General features: G+C 46.8%; 28 protein-coding genes and 10 tRNA genes. 36 read left to right on the top strand and 2 right to left on the bottom strand.

What is annotated here, in order from left to right:
• Nucleotides 1-110: 110 nt before the first annotated feature.
• The 28 genes from HOP45_RS11715 (at nucleotide 111) to HOP45_RS11580 (ending at nucleotide 11,638) form a co-directional block, all read left to right on the top strand.
• Nucleotides 111-187 (top strand) — tRNA-Met (locus HOP45_RS11715).
• 133 nt (nucleotides 188-320) lie between these two features.
• Nucleotides 321-397, top strand: a tRNA-Asp gene (locus tag HOP45_RS11710).
• 101 nt (nucleotides 398-498) lie between these two features.
• Nucleotides 499-574 (top strand) — tRNA-Phe (locus tag HOP45_RS11705).
• Between the two features lie 11 nt (nucleotides 575-585).
• A tRNA-Thr gene (locus HOP45_RS11700) sits at nucleotides 586-661 on the top strand.
• A gap of 80 nt (nucleotides 662-741) precedes the next feature.
• Nucleotides 742-826, top strand: a tRNA-Tyr gene (locus HOP45_RS11695).
• 13 nt (nucleotides 827-839) lie between these two features.
• Nucleotides 840-910 (top strand) — tRNA-Trp (locus tag HOP45_RS11690).
• Nucleotides 911-922: 12 nt separating this feature from the next.
• Nucleotides 923-998: transfer RNA gene (locus HOP45_RS11685), tRNA-His, on the top strand.
• 19 nt (nucleotides 999-1,017) lie between these two features.
• Nucleotides 1,018-1,092, top strand: a tRNA-Gln gene (locus HOP45_RS11680).
• A gap of 3 nt (nucleotides 1,093-1,095) precedes the next feature.
• Nucleotides 1,096-1,167 (top strand) — tRNA-Gly (locus tag HOP45_RS11675).
• Between the two features lie 44 nt (nucleotides 1,168-1,211).
• Nucleotides 1,212-1,285, top strand: a tRNA-Cys gene (locus HOP45_RS11670).
• Nucleotides 1,286-1,502: 217 nt separating this feature from the next.
• Nucleotides 1,503-2,477 carry a tyrosine-type recombinase/integrase gene (locus tag HOP45_RS11665; RefSeq protein ID WP_181349463.1) on the top strand — a complete coding sequence of 325 codons (975 nt, stop codon included), beginning with the start codon at nucleotides 1,503-1,505 and terminating at the stop codon, nucleotides 2,475-2,477.
• Between the two features lie 280 nt (nucleotides 2,478-2,757).
• Nucleotides 2,758-3,210 (top strand): hypothetical protein, encoded by a 453-nt coding sequence (locus tag HOP45_RS11660; RefSeq protein WP_181349462.1) that lies wholly within the window; start codon nucleotides 2,758-2,760, stop codon nucleotides 3,208-3,210.
• 284 nt (nucleotides 3,211-3,494) lie between these two features.
• Complete coding sequence (locus tag HOP45_RS11655) at nucleotides 3,495-3,803, top strand: hypothetical protein (protein WP_181349461.1); 309 nt, start codon at nucleotides 3,495-3,497, stop codon at nucleotides 3,801-3,803.
• A gap of 102 nt (nucleotides 3,804-3,905) precedes the next feature.
• Nucleotides 3,906-4,172 carry a hypothetical protein gene (locus HOP45_RS11650; RefSeq protein WP_181349460.1) on the top strand — a complete coding sequence of 89 codons (267 nt, stop codon included), beginning with the start codon at nucleotides 3,906-3,908 and terminating at the stop codon, nucleotides 4,170-4,172.
• Nucleotides 4,159-4,449: a hypothetical protein gene (locus tag HOP45_RS11645; RefSeq protein ID WP_181349459.1), complete on the top strand. Its 291-nt coding sequence runs from the start codon at nucleotides 4,159-4,161 to the stop codon at nucleotides 4,447-4,449. The genes HOP45_RS11650 and HOP45_RS11645 overlap by 14 nt, the downstream gene beginning before the upstream one ends.
• A complete protein-coding gene (locus tag HOP45_RS11640) occupies nucleotides 4,449-4,664 on the top strand; it encodes a hypothetical protein (protein WP_181349458.1) in 216 nt (71 codons plus the stop codon). The genes HOP45_RS11645 and HOP45_RS11640 overlap by 1 nt, the downstream gene beginning before the upstream one ends.
• On the top strand, nucleotides 4,665-5,132 hold the full coding sequence (locus HOP45_RS11635) for a class I SAM-dependent methyltransferase (RefSeq protein ID WP_181349457.1): 468 nt from the start codon (nucleotides 4,665-4,667) through the stop codon (nucleotides 5,130-5,132).
• Nucleotides 5,132-5,572: a hypothetical protein gene (locus HOP45_RS11630; protein WP_181349456.1), complete on the top strand. Its 441-nt coding sequence runs from the start codon at nucleotides 5,132-5,134 to the stop codon at nucleotides 5,570-5,572. Before HOP45_RS11635 ends, HOP45_RS11630 begins: the two co-directional genes overlap by 1 nt.
• A gap of 10 nt (nucleotides 5,573-5,582) precedes the next feature.
• Nucleotides 5,583-5,828, top strand: coding sequence for a hypothetical protein (locus tag HOP45_RS11625; protein WP_181349455.1), 246 nt, complete (start codon nucleotides 5,583-5,585; stop codon nucleotides 5,826-5,828).
• A 238-nt stretch (nucleotides 5,829-6,066) separates the two neighbouring features.
• Nucleotides 6,067-6,249: a hypothetical protein gene (locus HOP45_RS11620; RefSeq protein WP_181349454.1), complete on the top strand. Its 183-nt coding sequence runs from the start codon at nucleotides 6,067-6,069 to the stop codon at nucleotides 6,247-6,249.
• Nucleotides 6,246-7,025 (top strand): P-loop NTPase family protein, encoded by a 780-nt coding sequence (locus HOP45_RS11615; RefSeq protein WP_181349453.1) that lies wholly within the window; start codon nucleotides 6,246-6,248, stop codon nucleotides 7,023-7,025. Before HOP45_RS11620 ends, HOP45_RS11615 begins: the two co-directional genes overlap by 4 nt.
• On the top strand, nucleotides 7,026-7,292 hold the full coding sequence (locus tag HOP45_RS11610) for a hypothetical protein (RefSeq protein ID WP_181349452.1): 267 nt from the start codon (nucleotides 7,026-7,028) through the stop codon (nucleotides 7,290-7,292).
• Nucleotides 7,234-7,989 carry a hypothetical protein gene (locus HOP45_RS11605; protein ID WP_181349451.1) on the top strand — a complete coding sequence of 252 codons (756 nt, stop codon included), beginning with the start codon at nucleotides 7,234-7,236 and terminating at the stop codon, nucleotides 7,987-7,989. Before HOP45_RS11610 ends, HOP45_RS11605 begins: the two co-directional genes overlap by 59 nt.
• Nucleotides 7,990-8,304, top strand: coding sequence for a hypothetical protein (locus HOP45_RS11600; protein WP_181349450.1), 315 nt, complete (start codon nucleotides 7,990-7,992; stop codon nucleotides 8,302-8,304).
• 132 nt (nucleotides 8,305-8,436) lie between these two features.
• Nucleotides 8,437-9,792: a DnaB-like helicase C-terminal domain-containing protein gene (locus tag HOP45_RS11595; RefSeq protein ID WP_181349449.1), complete on the top strand. Its 1,356-nt coding sequence runs from the start codon at nucleotides 8,437-8,439 to the stop codon at nucleotides 9,790-9,792.
• Between the two features lie 192 nt (nucleotides 9,793-9,984).
• Nucleotides 9,985-10,164: a hypothetical protein gene (locus HOP45_RS11590; RefSeq protein ID WP_181349448.1), complete on the top strand. Its 180-nt coding sequence runs from the start codon at nucleotides 9,985-9,987 to the stop codon at nucleotides 10,162-10,164.
• Between the two features lie 87 nt (nucleotides 10,165-10,251).
• Nucleotides 10,252-10,677 carry a Panacea domain-containing protein gene (locus HOP45_RS11585; protein WP_181349447.1) on the top strand — a complete coding sequence of 142 codons (426 nt, stop codon included), beginning with the start codon at nucleotides 10,252-10,254 and terminating at the stop codon, nucleotides 10,675-10,677.
• A complete protein-coding gene (locus HOP45_RS11580; RefSeq protein ID WP_181349446.1) occupies nucleotides 10,664-11,638 on the top strand; it encodes a toprim domain-containing protein in 975 nt (324 codons plus the stop codon). Before HOP45_RS11585 ends, HOP45_RS11580 begins: the two co-directional genes overlap by 14 nt.
• Before the next feature lie 195 nt (nucleotides 11,639-11,833).
• Here HOP45_RS11580 and HOP45_RS21020 read toward each other — a convergent pair whose 3' ends face one another.
• Both HOP45_RS21020 and HOP45_RS11570 read right to left on the bottom strand, forming a co-directional pair.
• Complete coding sequence (locus HOP45_RS21020) at nucleotides 11,834-12,046, bottom strand: helix-turn-helix domain-containing protein (protein WP_181349445.1); 213 nt, start codon at nucleotides 12,044-12,046, stop codon at nucleotides 11,834-11,836.
• Between the two features lie 91 nt (nucleotides 12,047-12,137).
• Entirely contained in the window at nucleotides 12,138-12,311 is a 174-nt protein-coding gene (locus HOP45_RS11570; protein WP_255437620.1) for a helix-turn-helix domain-containing protein, read from the bottom strand.
• Nucleotides 12,312-12,457: 146 nt separating this feature from the next.
• On the opposite strand from HOP45_RS11570, the gene HOP45_RS11565 reads away from it, so the two are divergent.
• From HOP45_RS11565 to HOP45_RS11535, 8 genes are all read left to right on the top strand, one after another.
• A complete protein-coding gene (locus tag HOP45_RS11565; protein ID WP_181349443.1) occupies nucleotides 12,458-13,591 on the top strand; it encodes an AimR family lysis-lysogeny pheromone receptor in 1,134 nt (377 codons plus the stop codon).
• Nucleotides 13,592-13,605: 14 nt separating this feature from the next.
• Nucleotides 13,606-13,758 carry a hypothetical protein gene (locus HOP45_RS11560; protein ID WP_181349442.1) on the top strand — a complete coding sequence of 51 codons (153 nt, stop codon included), beginning with the start codon at nucleotides 13,606-13,608 and terminating at the stop codon, nucleotides 13,756-13,758.
• Nucleotides 13,759-14,025: 267 nt separating this feature from the next.
• Nucleotides 14,026-14,676 carry a hypothetical protein gene (locus tag HOP45_RS11555; protein ID WP_181349441.1) on the top strand — a complete coding sequence of 217 codons (651 nt, stop codon included), beginning with the start codon at nucleotides 14,026-14,028 and terminating at the stop codon, nucleotides 14,674-14,676.
• A 92-nt stretch (nucleotides 14,677-14,768) separates the two neighbouring features.
• Nucleotides 14,769-14,897, top strand: coding sequence for a hypothetical protein (locus HOP45_RS20725; protein WP_255437608.1), 129 nt, complete (start codon nucleotides 14,769-14,771; stop codon nucleotides 14,895-14,897).
• A 43-nt stretch (nucleotides 14,898-14,940) separates the two neighbouring features.
• Entirely contained in the window at nucleotides 14,941-15,117 is a 177-nt protein-coding gene (locus HOP45_RS11550; RefSeq protein ID WP_181349440.1) for a hypothetical protein, read from the top strand.
• The gene (locus HOP45_RS11545; RefSeq protein WP_181349439.1) at nucleotides 15,114-15,662 is read left to right on the top strand and encodes a hypothetical protein; all 549 of its coding nucleotides are present in this window, start codon (nucleotides 15,114-15,116) and stop codon (nucleotides 15,660-15,662) included. Before HOP45_RS11550 ends, HOP45_RS11545 begins: the two co-directional genes overlap by 4 nt.
• Before the next feature lie 284 nt (nucleotides 15,663-15,946).
• Nucleotides 15,947-16,090, top strand: a complete 144-nt coding sequence (locus HOP45_RS11540; RefSeq protein WP_181349438.1) for a hypothetical protein — start codon at nucleotides 15,947-15,949, stop codon at nucleotides 16,088-16,090.
• Nucleotides 16,091-16,140: 50 nt separating this feature from the next.
• Nucleotides 16,141-16,944 carry a single-stranded DNA-binding protein gene (locus HOP45_RS11535; protein ID WP_181349437.1) on the top strand — a complete coding sequence of 268 codons (804 nt, stop codon included), beginning with the start codon at nucleotides 16,141-16,143 and terminating at the stop codon, nucleotides 16,942-16,944.
• The last annotated feature ends 37 nt before the right edge of the window (nucleotides 16,945-16,981 follow it).

Genomic DNA, 16,981 nt, shown 5'->3' with positions numbered 1-16,981 from the left:
GATTAGCTCAGCCGGGAGAGCACTTGCCTTACAAGCAAGGGGTCGCAGGTTCGATTCCTGCATCCTCCACCATAATAGACCATTTAGTAGATTGAATAGATCTACACTATCGCGGGGTAGAGCAGTCTGGTAGCTCGTCGGGCTCATAACCCGGAGGTCGCAGGTTCAAATCCTGCCCCCGCAACCAATTTAATTCAGCTCACTACGTCGAATAAACATTTCTGCTAGCTGAAAATAGTAGTGCTTTAATGCAACCAAATTAATTCAGCTTACAACGTCGAATAGACATCCTTGCAGCTGAAGTTCATCATTTTAAATAAGGTCCGGTAGTTCAGTTGGTTAGAATGCCTGCCTGTCACGCAGGAGGTCGCGGGTTCGAGTCCCGTCCGGACCGCCACTGATTACATAAAGGCTAAAGAAGAGAAACTCCTTCCAAGCCTATTTTAATTTCAAGTTATAGTGCTGGCATTTGAGTGTAATCTGTTAAGCATTTTGTTCGGCTCGGTAGCTCAGTCGGTAGAGCAACGGACTGAAAATCCGTGTGTCGGCGGTTCGATTCCGTCCCGAGCCACCACTTTTTGGCTGGCCGGTCTAGCTCAACTGGTAGAGCAACTGACTTGTAATCAGTAGGTTGGGGGTTCAAGTCCTCTGGCCGGCACCATTACAATGTTATTCTGCGTTGAACTAGCATCGAGGCAAAGGTTTTGAGCATGATCATTATTTATGCCATTATTATGACATGGAGGGATAGCGAAGTTGGCCAAACGCGGCGGACTGTAAATCCGCTCCTTCGGGTTCGCAGGTTCGAGTCCTGCTCCCTCCACCATTTTTATTATTGTAGGGGTATAGTTTAACGGCAAAACAGCGGTCTCCAAAACCGCCGATGTGGGTTCGATTCCTACTACCCCTGCTTTTCTTTATGGCGGCTGTGGCGAAGTGGTTAACGCACCGGATTGTGGCTCCGGCATGCATGGGTTCGAACCCCATCAGTCGCCCCATTATATAACTTGTGTTTGTTGGGCCATAGCCAAGCGGTAAGGCATCGGTTTTTGGTACCGTGATGCGCTGGTTCGAATCCAGCTGGCCCAGCCATTAGCGGAAGTAGTTCAGCGGTAGAACACCACCTTGCCAAGGTGGGGGTCGCGGGTTCGAATCCCGTCTTCCGCTCTAACATCATAATTTATTTATTGGACGCATAAACTGTATCACAAGGCGGCATAGCCAAGTGGTAAGGCAGAGGTCTGCAAAACCTTTATCACCGGTTCAAATCCGGTTGCCGCCTCCAATAACAATATGCCGGTGTGGCGGAATTGGCAGACGCGCACGACTCAAAATCCGATTTGCCTCCGCGTAAGCACCAAACGTTGACATGGCGGGCGATTTGCGGGAAACAGGGCGTAATTTACCCGATCACCGCGCACGACTCCGTTATACATACCGATTTTGCTCGAAGCACGCCCGATTTTTCGCCTAATTCCGCGGACAGGCGGAGGTGCTACGAAATGGCACGGAGAAGTAACGTAATAGGCGATTTAAGCGGCGCAGAGAGCGCAGGACAAGCGGTGAGGGGCGTAACCCCCGAGGACTTCGAAGTCTGCCTGCACGCCTTTTTACGCGACTGTAAAATACGGAATCTATCGGAACATACGATTAAATATTACCGGAATGAGCTAATCGCTTTTCGCGGGCAGTTGGAAGCGCAAGACCTCCCGACGACGCCCGATAAAATTACGCTGCAGATTATCCGGGAAAACGTAATCTACTATATGATGGAGGTACTCGGTCGGAAAGAGGCGTCGATTAATACTCGGCTCCGCGCAATTCGATCGTTCTTTAATTTCCTCCATCGAGAGGCGTTGATTTCGGAGAATCCGGCGGAAAGGCTACGACTCGTCAAGCAAAAGCGGACGGTCATCGAGACGTTCAGCCGGGAGCAATTACGACACATCCTCCGCCAACCCGACCTCGCTACGTTTACGGGATTGCGTGATTATACGATCCTTTCGTTATTAATCGAAACGGGCGTTCGCGCACGGGAGCTAACGGATATTCGCGTAAAGGACATCACGTGGGAAGATTCGCAAATCCGGATTAACGGGAAGGGCTATAAGGAGCGATTGGTTCCGATTCAAACGACGATGAAACGCCAGCTTAAGCGGTATCTTTCCGTACGCGGCGAGATCGACTTAGAGGCGTTATTCGTCAACATCGACAACCAAGCGTTAAGTGTCCGTCAGCTGCAATCGAGAATCCGGAAGTACGGGCGGATGGCGGATATTAAGAATGTCCGGTGCAGTCCACACACTTTCCGGCATACGTTCGCTAAATTAGCGGTGCAGAACGGCGCGGATATATTTGCGCTGCAGTACGTGCTCGGACATGCGAGTATCGAGATGGTAAGAAATTACGTCAACCTTTACGGGAATGATGTTGCGGAAAGCCACAAGCGATTTAGTCCGTTGGAAAAACTTATATGAAGCGAATAGAGCGGCGTATACAAATTGTGTACGCGGATAATTGTGTCAACCTTTCGGGGTTGGCGCTTTTTTTGTGGAAAATTTCCGTGGTTGCTAGCAAGAATACGTAAGTTCGCGGGGATTAAATTATAAGAGGACGAAAAAGTTAGCGTAAATTTGCGCGAAATGGTTGGTGGATACGTCTTATTGAGTAGAGGATGAAAAAAATTTGTGTTAGCTGGCACGAATTTATACCGAGAACGCTATATCACGTAGAAGGAAAAACGAAGGAGGCGATTGATTGAGCGATACAATTAGATCTGGCCGAGAAAGGTCGGGCGGTTATTCGAAAATGTTCCACGAAATATTCGACGATTACCATCACTATATTGGAGACAAAGCAACGCTTTACTATCTTTTCTTGCTGCGTTACAAGAACAACGAAAAAGGCACAGAGAAAGAAGGTAAGTCATGGGTGGGGCGAAAAAAGATTATCGAGGAATTCAATTACAATTTCACGCAAATTAAACGGTGTGAATCAATACTTGAAGCAGTCGATTTAATTCGCATTGAACACCAACCGTCAGGAAGAGGGAGACCAAAACACATTTATTACGTGAACCACCCTTACGAAAAGGACGTTTTTAAACAACATGAAGCACAATATTTTAGAAATTTGCAGCGAGTAGTTAACGAAGATCCGGACGTTGCTAAAATGCTCGGCAAAGGTAAAAAGCCTTACTTTTCTACCTAATGGGATATTATATTTTACCGCATGGTAAGTTTATCTCTCCTTATAGGTATAAGAAAAAGAACTTAGTAATTAAAGAATTATTTTAAAAAGAATTAAGTAATAGGCGAACGAAGCTCGGGAGATATTCGCAAGCTCAATCTCCTACCTATCCACTACGTAAAAACCTAATCGTAATAAAGGAATGGCGTAGTCAGGGTATGAGTTACGCAAAGGTATTAAACCTAAAAGAAAAATTAAAATAAAAAGAAAGGTGGCCGCAGCGCCGCCGGAAGGAGCACGATAACATGAGCGTAAATATCGAATTTAGCGGAGGATTTAAAATCACGTCTGACTCGTACAACTGGATTATCAACCGGAAGAAAACGGTCGACCCCACGAAATCTCCGAACTGGCAGAAACGCAAAGCCGAAGGCGCATCGCCGGAAAAGCACGAAAAATGGACGGAGGTATCGTATCACGGAAACCTCGATCACGCACTCGATAAAATCGTCGATGCCCGGATGAAAGAATCGGAAGCAACGTCGCTCTCCGAGTTACGCGAAGAACTCACGGAGTTTCGCCGGGAAATTAGCGGCGTTTTGCAGGCGGAATAACCGCGCAAGGGGTATAGGTCATCTACGGAGGAAAACGGGCGTCAGAACGGCGGAAAATAGGCGAAATTAAACAGAAGCCAAACGGAGAGGGAGCGATAAATTATGACTAGACTAACCACGCAGCAACTCGAAGATATGCGGAACCGAGCGGACGAAAGGGTCGGAATGCATACGGCGGATGACGTTACGGATTTAGTTTCCGAAGTCGAAACGCTAATCGCCGAAAAAGCGGACGCCCGCCGCAAGCTTGATACCGTATATCAGTTCATAGCGGAATACGAGCGGCAAGGCGTCTACGAAATGAGCACGGAGCTTCTACGGGCGCTGCTCGTACCTACGAAGGAGGCGCTAACCGATGCCGGCGAATGAGTTCACGAAAAGAACCGAAGCATGGGACAACACTAAAATATGGGTCGGTGACGTTATTAAGTTCCCCGTTTACGACGCTAAGTTTTTCGGTAAGCCGTTCTTAAAGTATTACGATATGGGAGTCGTAACTTCGGTAGAAGCTTATTATGTCGTAGTTTTTACGAAACAATCTACGTACGCGTGCGGCGGAATGAATCCAGCTGTACACGTCAGCCTTTCAGATAAAATCGAAATGGTATTCCGCCATCCTAAAAATACAGGGGAGGTAAAGGAATAATGGCGAGTAAAGTACGTAAGCGGGCGGAAGAGTTAACCGGCTGGCAGTCCGCATTAAAAGCGACGCTTGAGGCCGCCTATCACGAAGCAGCGCGACGGGACGCGGCGTTAAGAATCCGAACATTTACCGACGTCCATTCCCGCGAGCTTTCGAAGGAGGTTATCGCAGACTTACGGGAAACCGAACGGAGATTACAAAAGGGGCTGAGCGAATAAATGACGAGAGTATTAGACGCTTGTTGCGGAAGTAAAATGTTTTGGTTCGACCGTGATAACGAGGACGTTACGTTTATGGATAAACGAGAGTTAGAGGATAAGTTGTGCGACGGGCGTAAGTTAGAAATCAAGCCGGACGTAGTCGCAGATTTTCGAGACATGCCATTTGAAGACGAATCTTTTTACATGGTCGTTTTCGATCCTCCTCATTTACTAAAGATAGGTGATAATTCCTGGATGGCCAAAAAGTACGGGAAGCTAGATGAAAACTGGAAGAGTGATTTAAAGCAAGGATTTGACGAGTGTATGCGCGTACTGAAACCAAACGGGACACTTATCTTTAAATGGAATGATGACCAAATAAAACTCAGAGAGATTCTAAAAGTTTTCGGGGAGAAACCTTTATTCGGTAACAGACGAAGCAAAACGCATTGGGCTGTATTCATGAAAGATGAGGAGGCGAAATAATGGCGAAAAAGCAACCGGAAAACAAGCGTAAGGTTAAGTCGGACAACTGGCGCGATCTACCCCTCGCCGAATGGAATTGCCGGACATTCACCGCGTATCTTACGAGCCTGACCGCGGAACAATTTGGCGTAGATTACGAGCCAACCGGCGGAGGCGCAAAGGCGGAAAGGTGGCGGCGGGAACTCGGAATGATGAAAACCGCGCAGGCTAATTACGGAAACGCCGTCCTTAAGCGGTTCATCGAAAAATGCGTAACGGAATACACGCCGAAAGCCGAATACCCTTACGCCAGTTTTTCGTTTATGTACTCGTATATGAGCGATAAGTTCCCGAAAGCTCAGGCGGAAGTAGCCGCGGAGCAGAGAGCGGAGGCAAAGCGAAAAGAGGACGAAGTAGAAGCAGCGGAGTTTGACGCGGGGGAGTACGAGGATTGGCTATAAGGAGGCGTGTATGAACGTAATTGACTTGATCCAGACGGAAGTTGATCGGATTACTTCCGAAAAGTACAAACGAGATGAGTGTCCACCAGTTTTTACGGTTAGCGTTCTATACGAAATGAACACGCACAAAATCGTATTGACCGCTAGGCATTTAGGAACAACCGTAAGTGAGCCGTTGTTTCCTAACTTCGAAATGAAATACGGATATGATTCGATAGAGAGCGAAATGGAATCTTTATATAATCGGACAATGTAACGGAGGTGATCGAAATGGTTAAATATCTAATACCAAATTTAGTAATGCTTCTATATGGTTTGTGGCGGCTCTTTTTAGCACTAGGCGTTCCTACTTTATTAGCAATGACACCTGTACTTTTCCTAGAAATGATGCCGATGAGGCTATTTCTAATCACATTCACATTTACATTTGTGCTGAGTATTGTTTGGGTTAAATCTTTCGTAGATCACGATGTTCAAGGTTAGGGGGTAAGTAGATGAGAGAAGCAGGCGTATTTATAACGACGACCGACTGGAACGGAGTCAAAGGTAAATACAGAATATACGAAGTTATTGAGCGGAAAGATGGCGAAAAAGGGAAGGTAGTTTTCCAAAATAGTGCTGGCGTTTTAGAAACGAAGGTCGTATCGAATTCCGCAATAAAGAAGGTGTTTAAATGACGAAGAAACGCTGCCTACTCGACGGACTAACGAAAGACGCCTGCTCCCCGCAAAGTTCGGCGCATATAGCGTTTCACGGAGCAAGCGGACGAGGCGGTCGAGTTGGCGCGGCGGGCTTGCCGGAAGACTATCGACTAATCACGCTAGAAAACGCACCCGCCCGCGAAAGCCAGCCGAAAGTTTACGACATGTTCGACAAGTACGCGGAAACGTTCAGCCGGCAATTCGGCGAAGACCCAACGCAGATAAAGTCGCTGTACCTCCACTCGCCGAATCCTGGTAACGGGAAATCTACGTCAGCGGCTGCGATATTAAACGCGTACCTGCTTACGCACTTTATCGGGAGTATCCAACGCGGACTTACACCGAAGCAACGACCGGCGTTATTCCTCGACGTATCCGATTGGCACGCGGACTACAACCAATTCAACCGTAGCAAGGTTCCGGATTCAATCGCAGAGCCGGCAGCTAAACGATACTATACGATGATGGAACGGGCAAAGCACGTAGACTTCCTAGTCTGCGACGATATTGGGACGAGGGACTATACGGAAAATTTTACGAACGACTTGCATACGGTCATCAATTACCGCGTAACAAATCGGTTACCTAGCGTATACACATCGAATTTGCCGATAAAGTACGAGGGAACAAAGGATCCGAGAGTTACGCAGGATTTAGTCGACTTGTTCGGCGAGGAGAGATTGGCGGATCGGATTGGCGATATGTGCATGAAAGTACCATTCGCAGGAGAATCGAAAAGGGGGCGGAGATAGATGGAAGAGTATTACAAAGTGAAGTCGGCAGAGAATCCGGATAAGGAGTTGCGTTCTACTATAGGAAGTCACGGGCAGTATTACGAATACGACTTCGAAGGATTTTATAAATTCCCAAATTTCGAAAGCGCCTATAAAGAAGCCCGGCTGAATATGGGTTTTGTAATCAGAGTACGAGAAGAGGCTGTGACAGGCGGTTGGGCTTTCGTTGAGAGGGACGGTAAAACAGTATTCGGAGCGAGAAAGTACGAAGAAGAGGAGGAATAACATGCGAAATAAACCGACAACGACGCTACTAACCGGCATCCTAACCGCAACCGCCGGCGCTTTAGTTGCTACGCATTTTTTCATAAAATTATCCGGCAAACGGAATGTAAACGTAACTCAAGCGAACGCCGCGGAATCGACCGACCTAACCACGCTCGTATTCCTCGGCGCCGAAGGAGAGGTTACGCATGAGGAGGACGTAAGCTCCCCGCTGTTTTCCGCAGGCGACGACGTAATCACCGTCAATCCATATACGAAGGAATACGCGATAGAAGACCTCGACGGGACTCCGTTGTACTATTCCGTAGTTTCGTTCAGTTGGGACGACGGTGATCGGACTTGGCGATATGCGTTAGAAGGCGAAGGCCCGGACGTAGGATTTGCGGAGGAATGGCTCGAACGACCGAAGTTTCCGATGATGGAGAAGGAATGGCGCGCGGATTCACCAAATTCGAAAGAGGAGGCGGAGAATATGCACCAAAATTACGGGGATGAGTGGGGCGAGGAGTTTAGCGGGCTAGGAAAAGCGGCGGAAAAGCAACGTAAACTAAAAGCGGAAAACGAGCGAAAAGAGGCCGAAGCCGAACGGAAGTACAAGATCGACTGTTACCTCGATTTGTACAACCACGGCTCACCGGAAATGCGAGAAATAGCGGCGGAAATGTTGGCGAAGTTGAGCAAAGGGGAGGACGAGTAGATGAGCGAAGGATTAACGGAAAACGAACTGGCGGCAATCCGCGAACGGGCTGACAATGCGACGGAAGGGCCGTGGACGAATTTCGACGACGTATTTTACGAGGATAGTCCGTACGTGCAAGTATACGACGGCTTTACGGAAACAGGGGTCGAATTAGTTGCGGACTGTAAGCGTACTAAGGACGCAGACTTTATCGCCCACTCCCGCGAAGATATCCCGAAATTACTCGCGGAAATCGACCGTCTGCACGCCGAACTCGACAAGGCCGACCGCGAGGTACGCAAGTGGGCAGGCGCCGGAAAGCGCGGGTTGTAGTCGGGGTGATTGCGGTAATAATCGCCGTCCTAACGGCACAGGCGGTCATACAGGCGTGGGTATATGCGGTGGATTTGCGGAGGAAAAGACGGAAGCGAGGCTGAACAAATTAACGACGAAGGAGGAAACTAAATGGCGCAACACTTCGAGAAGTTTCTATCGAAAGTAATCGACGCCGGGTCTGCAAGACCCATCACGGAACACGCGCTCACCTCAAACGATGCCCCGACGGAAGGCGAGCGGAAAGCCCTCGAATTCATCCAGGAATACGCGCATGAAAACGGAGGTCAGGCGCCGTCGTTGCGCACAACCATCGAAAATAATCCGGACTTCAACTACCGCGAAGGTTGCGTAGACTCCTTCCGGCATTACGCCAAATATGCGAAAGAAGAGACGGCGATCCGCGAGGTTATGCGCTTAACAGGCAGCGAAGAAGCGAACGATATCCTCAATCAGCGTAAAGGTACGGAGTTAGTTGAGTACTTGCAATCGAAGCTCGAAGATATTAAAATGGGAACAAGCGTTCGGGATAAAGAGGGAACGGACATCAAACGGGACACGCAGAAGGTGAAGGACGAATATCTCGCTCGTAAGGCTGGCGACTCCTTTACGATATGGAAATCGAATTTCTCCGTAATCAATAACGTAGGCGGCGGATATATCTCAGGAAACGTCTACGTACCTTACGGAAAGTCAGGGCGTGGGAAGTCCGCCATTACGACGAAAGAAGCGTTATATATGGCGGAGCAGGGCGCTAACGTGCTTATATGGTCGATGGAAATGGGGTGGTTCGAGGTCATGGTGCGCCTGTTCTCGTACTACTCCGCCGATCAGTCGATTATGAAGACGGAATTCAACGGCGTTAATTTCGACGCAGGATTTGAGACGCAAGGAATTTCGCAAGGCTCGCTTACCGAGGACTTCGAGCGGGCATTCTTCGACTTTATCGACTCGATTAACGAAACGCTTGCCGGTAATATCGTCGTAAGGGGAGTTGATGACGAGGACTTTCACCGTAAAGACATGCGCCAGTTGGAGTCGGAAATCATAAAGAACGATGTCGACGTCGTGGTTATCGACCCTTTTTACGACTTAGATTACGAGAAGAATACGTCTAAGACCGCAGGAGGCGACGCAGCGAATACGACAAAGTATCTACGTAGGTTGGCCGGTAAAACGAAGACGGTTATATTTGCGATCACTCAGGCGGACGAAACGGACGAGCAGACGGACGACGACGGAAACCGCGAGCTCGATTTACCGAAGCGTAAGGACGTATCGAAGACGAAGGCACTCATGCAGTACGGGCGGTTACTCATCGCGATTGATACGAATTACCGTGAAGGGCGAGGCTTAGTCGGCATTAATAAAGGAAGAGACGGAGGTGAGGGCGAGTTTAACGAGATTACGTATTTGCCGCAGGTTGGCGTGATTAAGGAAATCGAAATGGGAGCGTTGGCAGCCGATCAGTTTACGAAGGTATTTTAAGGGAGAGGTTAGGATGGTGTTTCTGTTACTTTCAATCTTCTTTTGGTGGGTATGTATTAAGGGAGCAAATAAGTACGATGAAACAGAGGGGTCGGAAGGACTGACAAGATGTGCTATGGGGATGTTTTCAGGTATATGTTCCGGGTTTGCTTTCTTTGTTTATATTTTTGTTTAAATTAGGAGGAATATTAAATGTATAGTATAGAAATTGAAGTCGGAAATGTCAGAAAAACAGTTTACGAAACAAACGATATAGGTAAGGTAAGAGAACTTTCGCCTACTGATTACGGGGTAAGTTGTCTTTTCGTAAAGGAGTGGAAAAACGGAGAAATTGTACATTCTTACAAAAAAGAAATATCTAAACTTTTCTAGGGAGGGATCAATATACTAAGCGCTGTGGAGGTTTCTCAAATTTTCCTCGATATGTCAGACTCGCAAAAACGTATTAGTAATCTAAAAATGCAAAAGCTCGTATTCTACGCACATGCTTATCATTTAGCTGTAACTGACAAACCTTTGGTAAAAGAAAAATTTTACGCAGCAATACACGGGCCATATTGCAAAGAGTTATTCGACTACTATAGAAGTTATGGGTTTGACAGCATACAGAAACCATTAACGTCCAGTGAAGTTAGAAAATTCCCTGACGAAAGAACAAAAGATATATTGAAACTTGTGTGGAAGTTATATGGACATATGAATCACAGAAAGATCGAGAATATTGTTAAAGAGGAGCACCCTTGGAGATACGCAAGAGGGTTGGTTATTGGAAACCGTACAGGAAATGCGCATATAGATAAACAGATTAGAAATCATGATATAAAGGACTACTATGTAAGGAGTTTACTGCAGATTTTAAGGAGGGTTAAACATGCCGACAATTAACGTAGCCGGCCGCCAAGTTGACGTCGATATCCGCACAGAACTCGAAAACTACGAATGGGGCCGCGCACAATGGGCGGACGACCAACTCCGCGCACAATCGCCGTTCCGTCCCGATCATTTACCGTCCTTCTACGTAAACCTCGACGGGGAATCCGCAGGCACTTGGGGCGACCGAGGCGCAGATGATCCGGAGTATGCGAAAGGTGGCTTCGTGCAGTTACTCGCGTACTTGCGCGGTGAGTCGTACGAAGAAACGGCCGATTACCTCCTCGCGCAATATCTTCCGTTTGAGTTCGGCGGGGAGGAAACGGAATTAAAACTCCCGCAATTGCGGATGAAGGTCGTACGTGAAAAGGCGGTTTTGCCCGAGTTTTTTACGCCGGAGTCATCCGCGTACTTGGCCAACCGAGGAATCACGCCGAAAGTCCAGCGCTATTTAGGCGTAGGATATGACGGGGAGAAGCAGGCGGTTATTCTGCCGTGGAGGCACGTTGATGATTCGCTTGCTAACGCTAAATATCGGAGCACAGGCGACGACAAACGATTCTGGTATGTAAAAGGCGCGGAGCCTATCCGGAACGTAGTCTTCGGACTGCATATCGTATATCAACGGGAGCTTTCGGAGGTTGTTATAACGGAGGCAGAGATCGACGCGCTCTCCTGGATGTCGGCGGGTGTTGCCGCGATTGCGGTCGGAAGCTCAACGGTGAGCGATCGGCAGCTCGCGTTGTTACGGAAAGCACCGGCGGAGAGATACGTGCTGTGCACCGACAATGACGCGGCGGGCGAGAAGTTACGGGAACAGTTGGCGGAGGGTTTGCGTGGATATGCGCAGGTGGCTGACGTACGAATTCCTGCGCCCTACAAGGACGCGAACGAGGCGTGGGTAGATGGCGTAGGGTTGGCGGAGTTAAAGCGCGTAGAAAGGCGCAGTTTTCCCCTAAAAACATTCGGAGTATGAGCGGTGGTTTACGGGGGTCGTCGACAGAATTGTCGCAAATTGACGAAGGAAAATAGCGGAAAATACCTCGAATATGAGGCGATTATGACATATAATGAACGGTGCAGGGCGGAATATTACGCTTCACTCATAAGTGAAGTATATGGCGGCAAGGGGCGTAGAAGCCCCGGGCAACCCTCGCGCAACTTCCGAATCCTACTCCCATTCCCAATCGTAAAAATCTTCGGCGTGGCAACCGATTATTTGCGCAAACTCCACCGCGGTTAAGTACGATAGATGTTTCCTGGACGATATATAGTCGCTTATTTCCGATTGGGATTTCGAGGAGTTTTCGGCGAGTTGATACTGGCGCATGTTGTTTGCGGCCAATATTTCGCGAAGGCGGCATCTTCCGAATTTTACCGCCATATTTAATTCTCCCTTATTATGTTTCTATTTCCTTCGCTTTCTTCTATAGGAAAATTTATCTAACTACAAATTACATTATACATAAAATGCCCTATTCGTGAAACTCAAAATTAACAACTTTTTCTATGCTCACGTTTAAATATGCGCAAATCCTCCCAATTACCAATAAACTAATAGGTTCTTTTTTCTTAAATTTAGCTGTTGTCTTGGAACTTATCTGCAATTCTTCGCGTAAGTCACTAAGATTAACACCCTTTCTGTACATGGTTTGCATTAATGGAGAATAATCGATCGAGAATTCCTGCATAAAATATTCCTCCCGGGAAATTAAGTATTTACAATAGTAAACATATCGTTTACAATTTAACTATAACCTAATCCGGTCGATAAATCAACAAAAGGAGGAAAAACATGACTAGCGCTCGAGATTTTTTCGGAAACCATTTACAAACGTTAGGCTATACTCAAAAATACGCTGCTGAGTTAATTGGGTGTAGCGGTGGGACTATCACGAATTACATAGATTATAGAAGAGAACTAAAATTTCCAACTGTAATGAATGCTAAGGATTCCCTGTTTGATGGAGATGAACATTTCGTAAAATTATTTTGTGCTGAGTCAAGGAATTCCCAAAATATAAAGTATTCCCTAGAATACCTTTCAACAAACAGGTGTTTTGATGAGATAGAAAGTCTTATAAATCGGTGCGAGAGAGAAAATAAATTATTAGATTGGTGCAAAGTTTATAGGTTAATCATTAATTTTCAACTGATGACAGATAGTTACAAAAGCATTTTGCAAAGGATTTATATTTTATCTCATGAAATTAAAGACGTCGAATTAAAAGTGTTGCTTGATATAATCGAAGCTAACGTCCATCATAATATATATGAATCATCAATAGTTACCCGTTTAATCGAAACGATCGAGGAAAAACTGGCCGAGGTTCCTGATAGTTATTTTAAATCAAGTTTGAATATAAGGGTATTAGAGCTTAGGTCTATAGATAGTCTTTTTTCTAGAAATGATCCAAAAACTGCAAGATCTTATGCGAAGCAAGTTATTTCTAGTAAAATTGGCACAAAGTTTGTAGCGGATTCCTATAACATTATAGGGACTTCATATATATTCGAGGACGCGAATAAGTCCCTAAAATACATGAGTAAAAGCATAAAAATCCTTCGGAAAATAGGTTGCCAAGAAGTAGCGGATATACGGGAGGGTGGAACTAAGCGTTTTATCCAAACTTACTGGGGTCTTAATTTAACGGAGGGTAACGGAACAACGCAAGAGTCCGAACTTGCTTTTATGGCGGCGAAAAGAGGTGAGACAGATAAAGCCCTAGAAATGTTAGATGAATTAGAGGAAACACCTTTCAGAATTTACTACGAAGGGGTGGCTAAAAATGACCCTATGATTCACTTTAAAGCTCTAGGGAAATTTATAGAGTTAAACGAAATGTTTTACGCGCAACTTCCGTACAGAGAGTTGCTGAAACACGAACAATTTAAAGAGGCCGTTAAAAGCCTACTTAACCAAAATTAGAGGAGATGTTAAAAATGAAAAGCTTACTAACAATTACATTCTTATCAATCGCAGTGATCCTGAGTGCTTACGCAGGGTCTACTTTAGAACAAGGGAAGCAAGTCACATCAGGTGAAGTTACAATCGCAGGGCAGGAGGATCCTGGGCGCGGTGGCGGTGGCGGTTGATTTAAAACTAAATAAGTACGGTCGAACCCTGACTTAACCGGTCGGGGCTTTTTTTTTACTCATTTTTTCCAACGTATGAAATTTAAGGAAAATTTATTTTGAGAAAACGTTAAAGCACCCCTTTATTTTAGAAAACGTCTGATATAGTAGATTCAACAGTTCACTCACGGGTGAATTTAAAATTACAAAAAAAGAATTTACACAATCTAGCACACTTATTCCAAACTCACCCTATAACACTTTAAGAGAACAGAAAGGGGAATGAACGTGAGTAAACACAAACAATTAAATGAGTTAGTTATGAGGTACAAGGAGAGCCGAAGCGATTCGGACTTCAACGAAATCTATCAGACTATCTCGGAAAAGTACTTCGGCAAGGAGTACCAACTCGCCCGATCGTTCAACGTGGACGAGCTCGAAATAACCGCGTTACAGGACGATAAGCTCCTCGAAGCAATCGCGTCGTACGAACCGGAGAAAGGCGATTTCGAACCGTACTTCTCGGTCATACTCGTAAACGGACGAAAACGCATCGCTGGAAAGACGAAGAAACGACGTGATAAGGAAACGTTACTATACGGAAATGATGACGAATCGGACGCGGCAACGTTCGACCGGATCCACCAGCAACATACGGATGCAGAACCCGAAGCACCACCGGAAAATTACGTAATAAAAAAGGAAGCCGAGCAGCGGCAACTGCTAGACTCCCTCGTACGAAATGCAGATTCCTCCACCGCGTTAATAGTAAGAGAAATCTTGAGCGACACAACCTATAAACGCGACTTCAACGCGACGGCAATCGCGGAGGTCGTAAAGGTTGAGCGCAGTAGAATCAAGCGCAAGCTACGCAACCTCGCTAAAAATTACGATAGCAGTCAATTCGGCGACTCATACCGCGATTATCTGTGCGGCTGAAATACGAGTGCCTAGCTTGTTCTACGTTTATATTTTACGCTAAACCAGTAAACCGGACAACAGGAACACCCGTTCGGAAAGGCGGAGGTAACATGCAAATCATACGATTATTATCAAACTATTTCGATATTAAGACGGAAAATTTGAACGATAAAATTATTCTATGGCTCGCGGCTATTACGTTAGTCCTGTTCCAAGCGGCTATTCTCCACGTACTGTGAACGGGCGTAAGAGGCGACCGCGAGCCGGAAAGGCGGAGTTAAAATGAACCGAAATTTGAACGAAGGTTTAACGGAGTCTTTAACGCAACTAGAGGCGGAATTCGAACGCAACGAGCTAACGCAAAAGTTCCCGGAGGTTGTCTACAACGGCGCACTAGCCGAGGACGAAGATCCGGCAGATTATTACGGATTTTCTATAAAGGCGGTGCGGGTCGGATGAACGGAGTAGGCACGACGATAAACCCCGGCAACTTAACCGTAACCAAGCACGCCCGACAACGCGCACAAGAACGGTTTAAAGTGGCTCCGAACAACGCGGAAAAATGGTTCCGGAAACAAATGGCGAATGCGGAATTTGTTACGTGGATTACGCAGGAAGACGGCAGAAAGCTACGCATGTTTACCCGAGATAAAATTACGCTGATACTCGACCCGGAAGTTGATCGGATTGTTAGCGTATATCCTCAGCAAGAGACCGGTAAACCACGCGAGCTTGTACGCCAATTCGCCCGCCATCAAATCGTAGCAAGCGAGCGCACACAAAACCGCACACTCCGGCAGCTCAACGTCCTACGGGCGAAAATAGAGCGGGAATTAGCCGACCGAAAGGCGCAGCTTAAACGCGTACGAAATCCGGAAAGAAAAATCGTAGTACAGGCGCGGATAAAAGCGTTGGAAGCGCGGTTGTCCGATTTGCCCGAAGAAAAGACGGAGGCTCAGCGGGAGCACGTCGTAAGAGCGCGGGGGTTCGCTAGAGTGCTATAAGCGAACGGGTTGCGCGGGTTTTATAAAACGGAATAACCGGCGGGGATTACCCCGCCCATTCCCGAGAGGTCTTCGCCTGAAGGTTCGGGGCTAGCCCGGACGCCTACGCAACATATTCGCCGAGGTCGCGACGCCGGCACGCGTAAATCGTACCTCGTGAGCGTAGGAAAGTAGGGCGGAGGCTTCTCGGGAGTGACGTAAGCCTTCCGGCGCTAGGGTCGCAACCTTGCCGGAAGCATCCTCCGAAAATTAAACGCAGGCGAAAGCCGAAAGGGGACGATTGAATGGAGAACGTAAAGAATTTGCGCGCGTTTCTATTGAACGCCAATTATCCGGTGGGTATGATTGCAAAAATGTCGGATGAAGAGGTCGTTAGTGAATACGAAGTGATTACGGGAGATAATTCCGTACCTTCTCCGATTTACTAACGCTAGATTTCATTACCCAACAAATAAAACAACGAAAAGGAGACGATTGAATGGGACTACGCGACAACTTGAAAAAACGTGAGGAAAAGCGCGATCAGGCAGCAAACGGAGGAATTAACGGGGATTTGCCGGACGGCGTTACGAGATACGTAAGACTAGGCGGACAAGGCAGCGAGCTAGGCCCGGAAGGAAAAACGTTTGTAATGCTACGCGACCCTGATTTGTGGTTCTTTTATTACGTACACGAAAAATCGAATTTCTCACCGTTTGAGCTTTACATCAAAAAACATACGTGCCTTAATTCACCACGTAAAGCACCGGAAACGGTCGAAGAAGCCGAGCAGTTATTCGCTAAGTACGAGAAACCGAATCCAAAGGTATGTATTTCGGACGCAGCCGAAGCTAAACGTGTTCTCTACTTTATGATTCCGGTATATGACCCCGAGTATAAAACGTGGCGCGTAATTGACACGAAAGAGTTTCACGTAATGAACATCCTTAAAGGTTACGATTCTATCGAGAAATCCGCAAAGAAATTCAACAAAGAATACTCGTTAATCGGCGACGCATTCACGATTAAAAAGGACGACAAAACGTTCATGATCGAAATGGGCGACCTAGACGACAAGGTTATCGAGGAAGCAAAGCCGTTCATGGACGAGGACATCGACTATGAAGAACTCGCAAACTTCCGTGAAGAATCGGACATCATCGAAATCTTGCGTGATGCTCACCCTGACCACGTGAATAAAGACGTGCTACCCGATAAACAAGGCGACGACCCGGACGACAATACGGGCAGTAACGAGGAAGTTGGCGAAGGTGCGGATGACACGGAGGAATATCCTTTTTAATCGGATACTCCTCCGGACAATTCCGTACGACTGACGA

Origin of the sequence: Thalassobacillus sp. CUG 92003 (genome assembly GCF_013618635.1) — a bacterium.
GTDB lineage: Bacteria > Bacillota > Bacilli > Bacillales > Halobacillaceae > CUG-92003.
The sequence above is the reverse complement of the archived record's forward strand: the minus strand, read 5'-3'. Positions and strand labels throughout refer to the sequence as shown.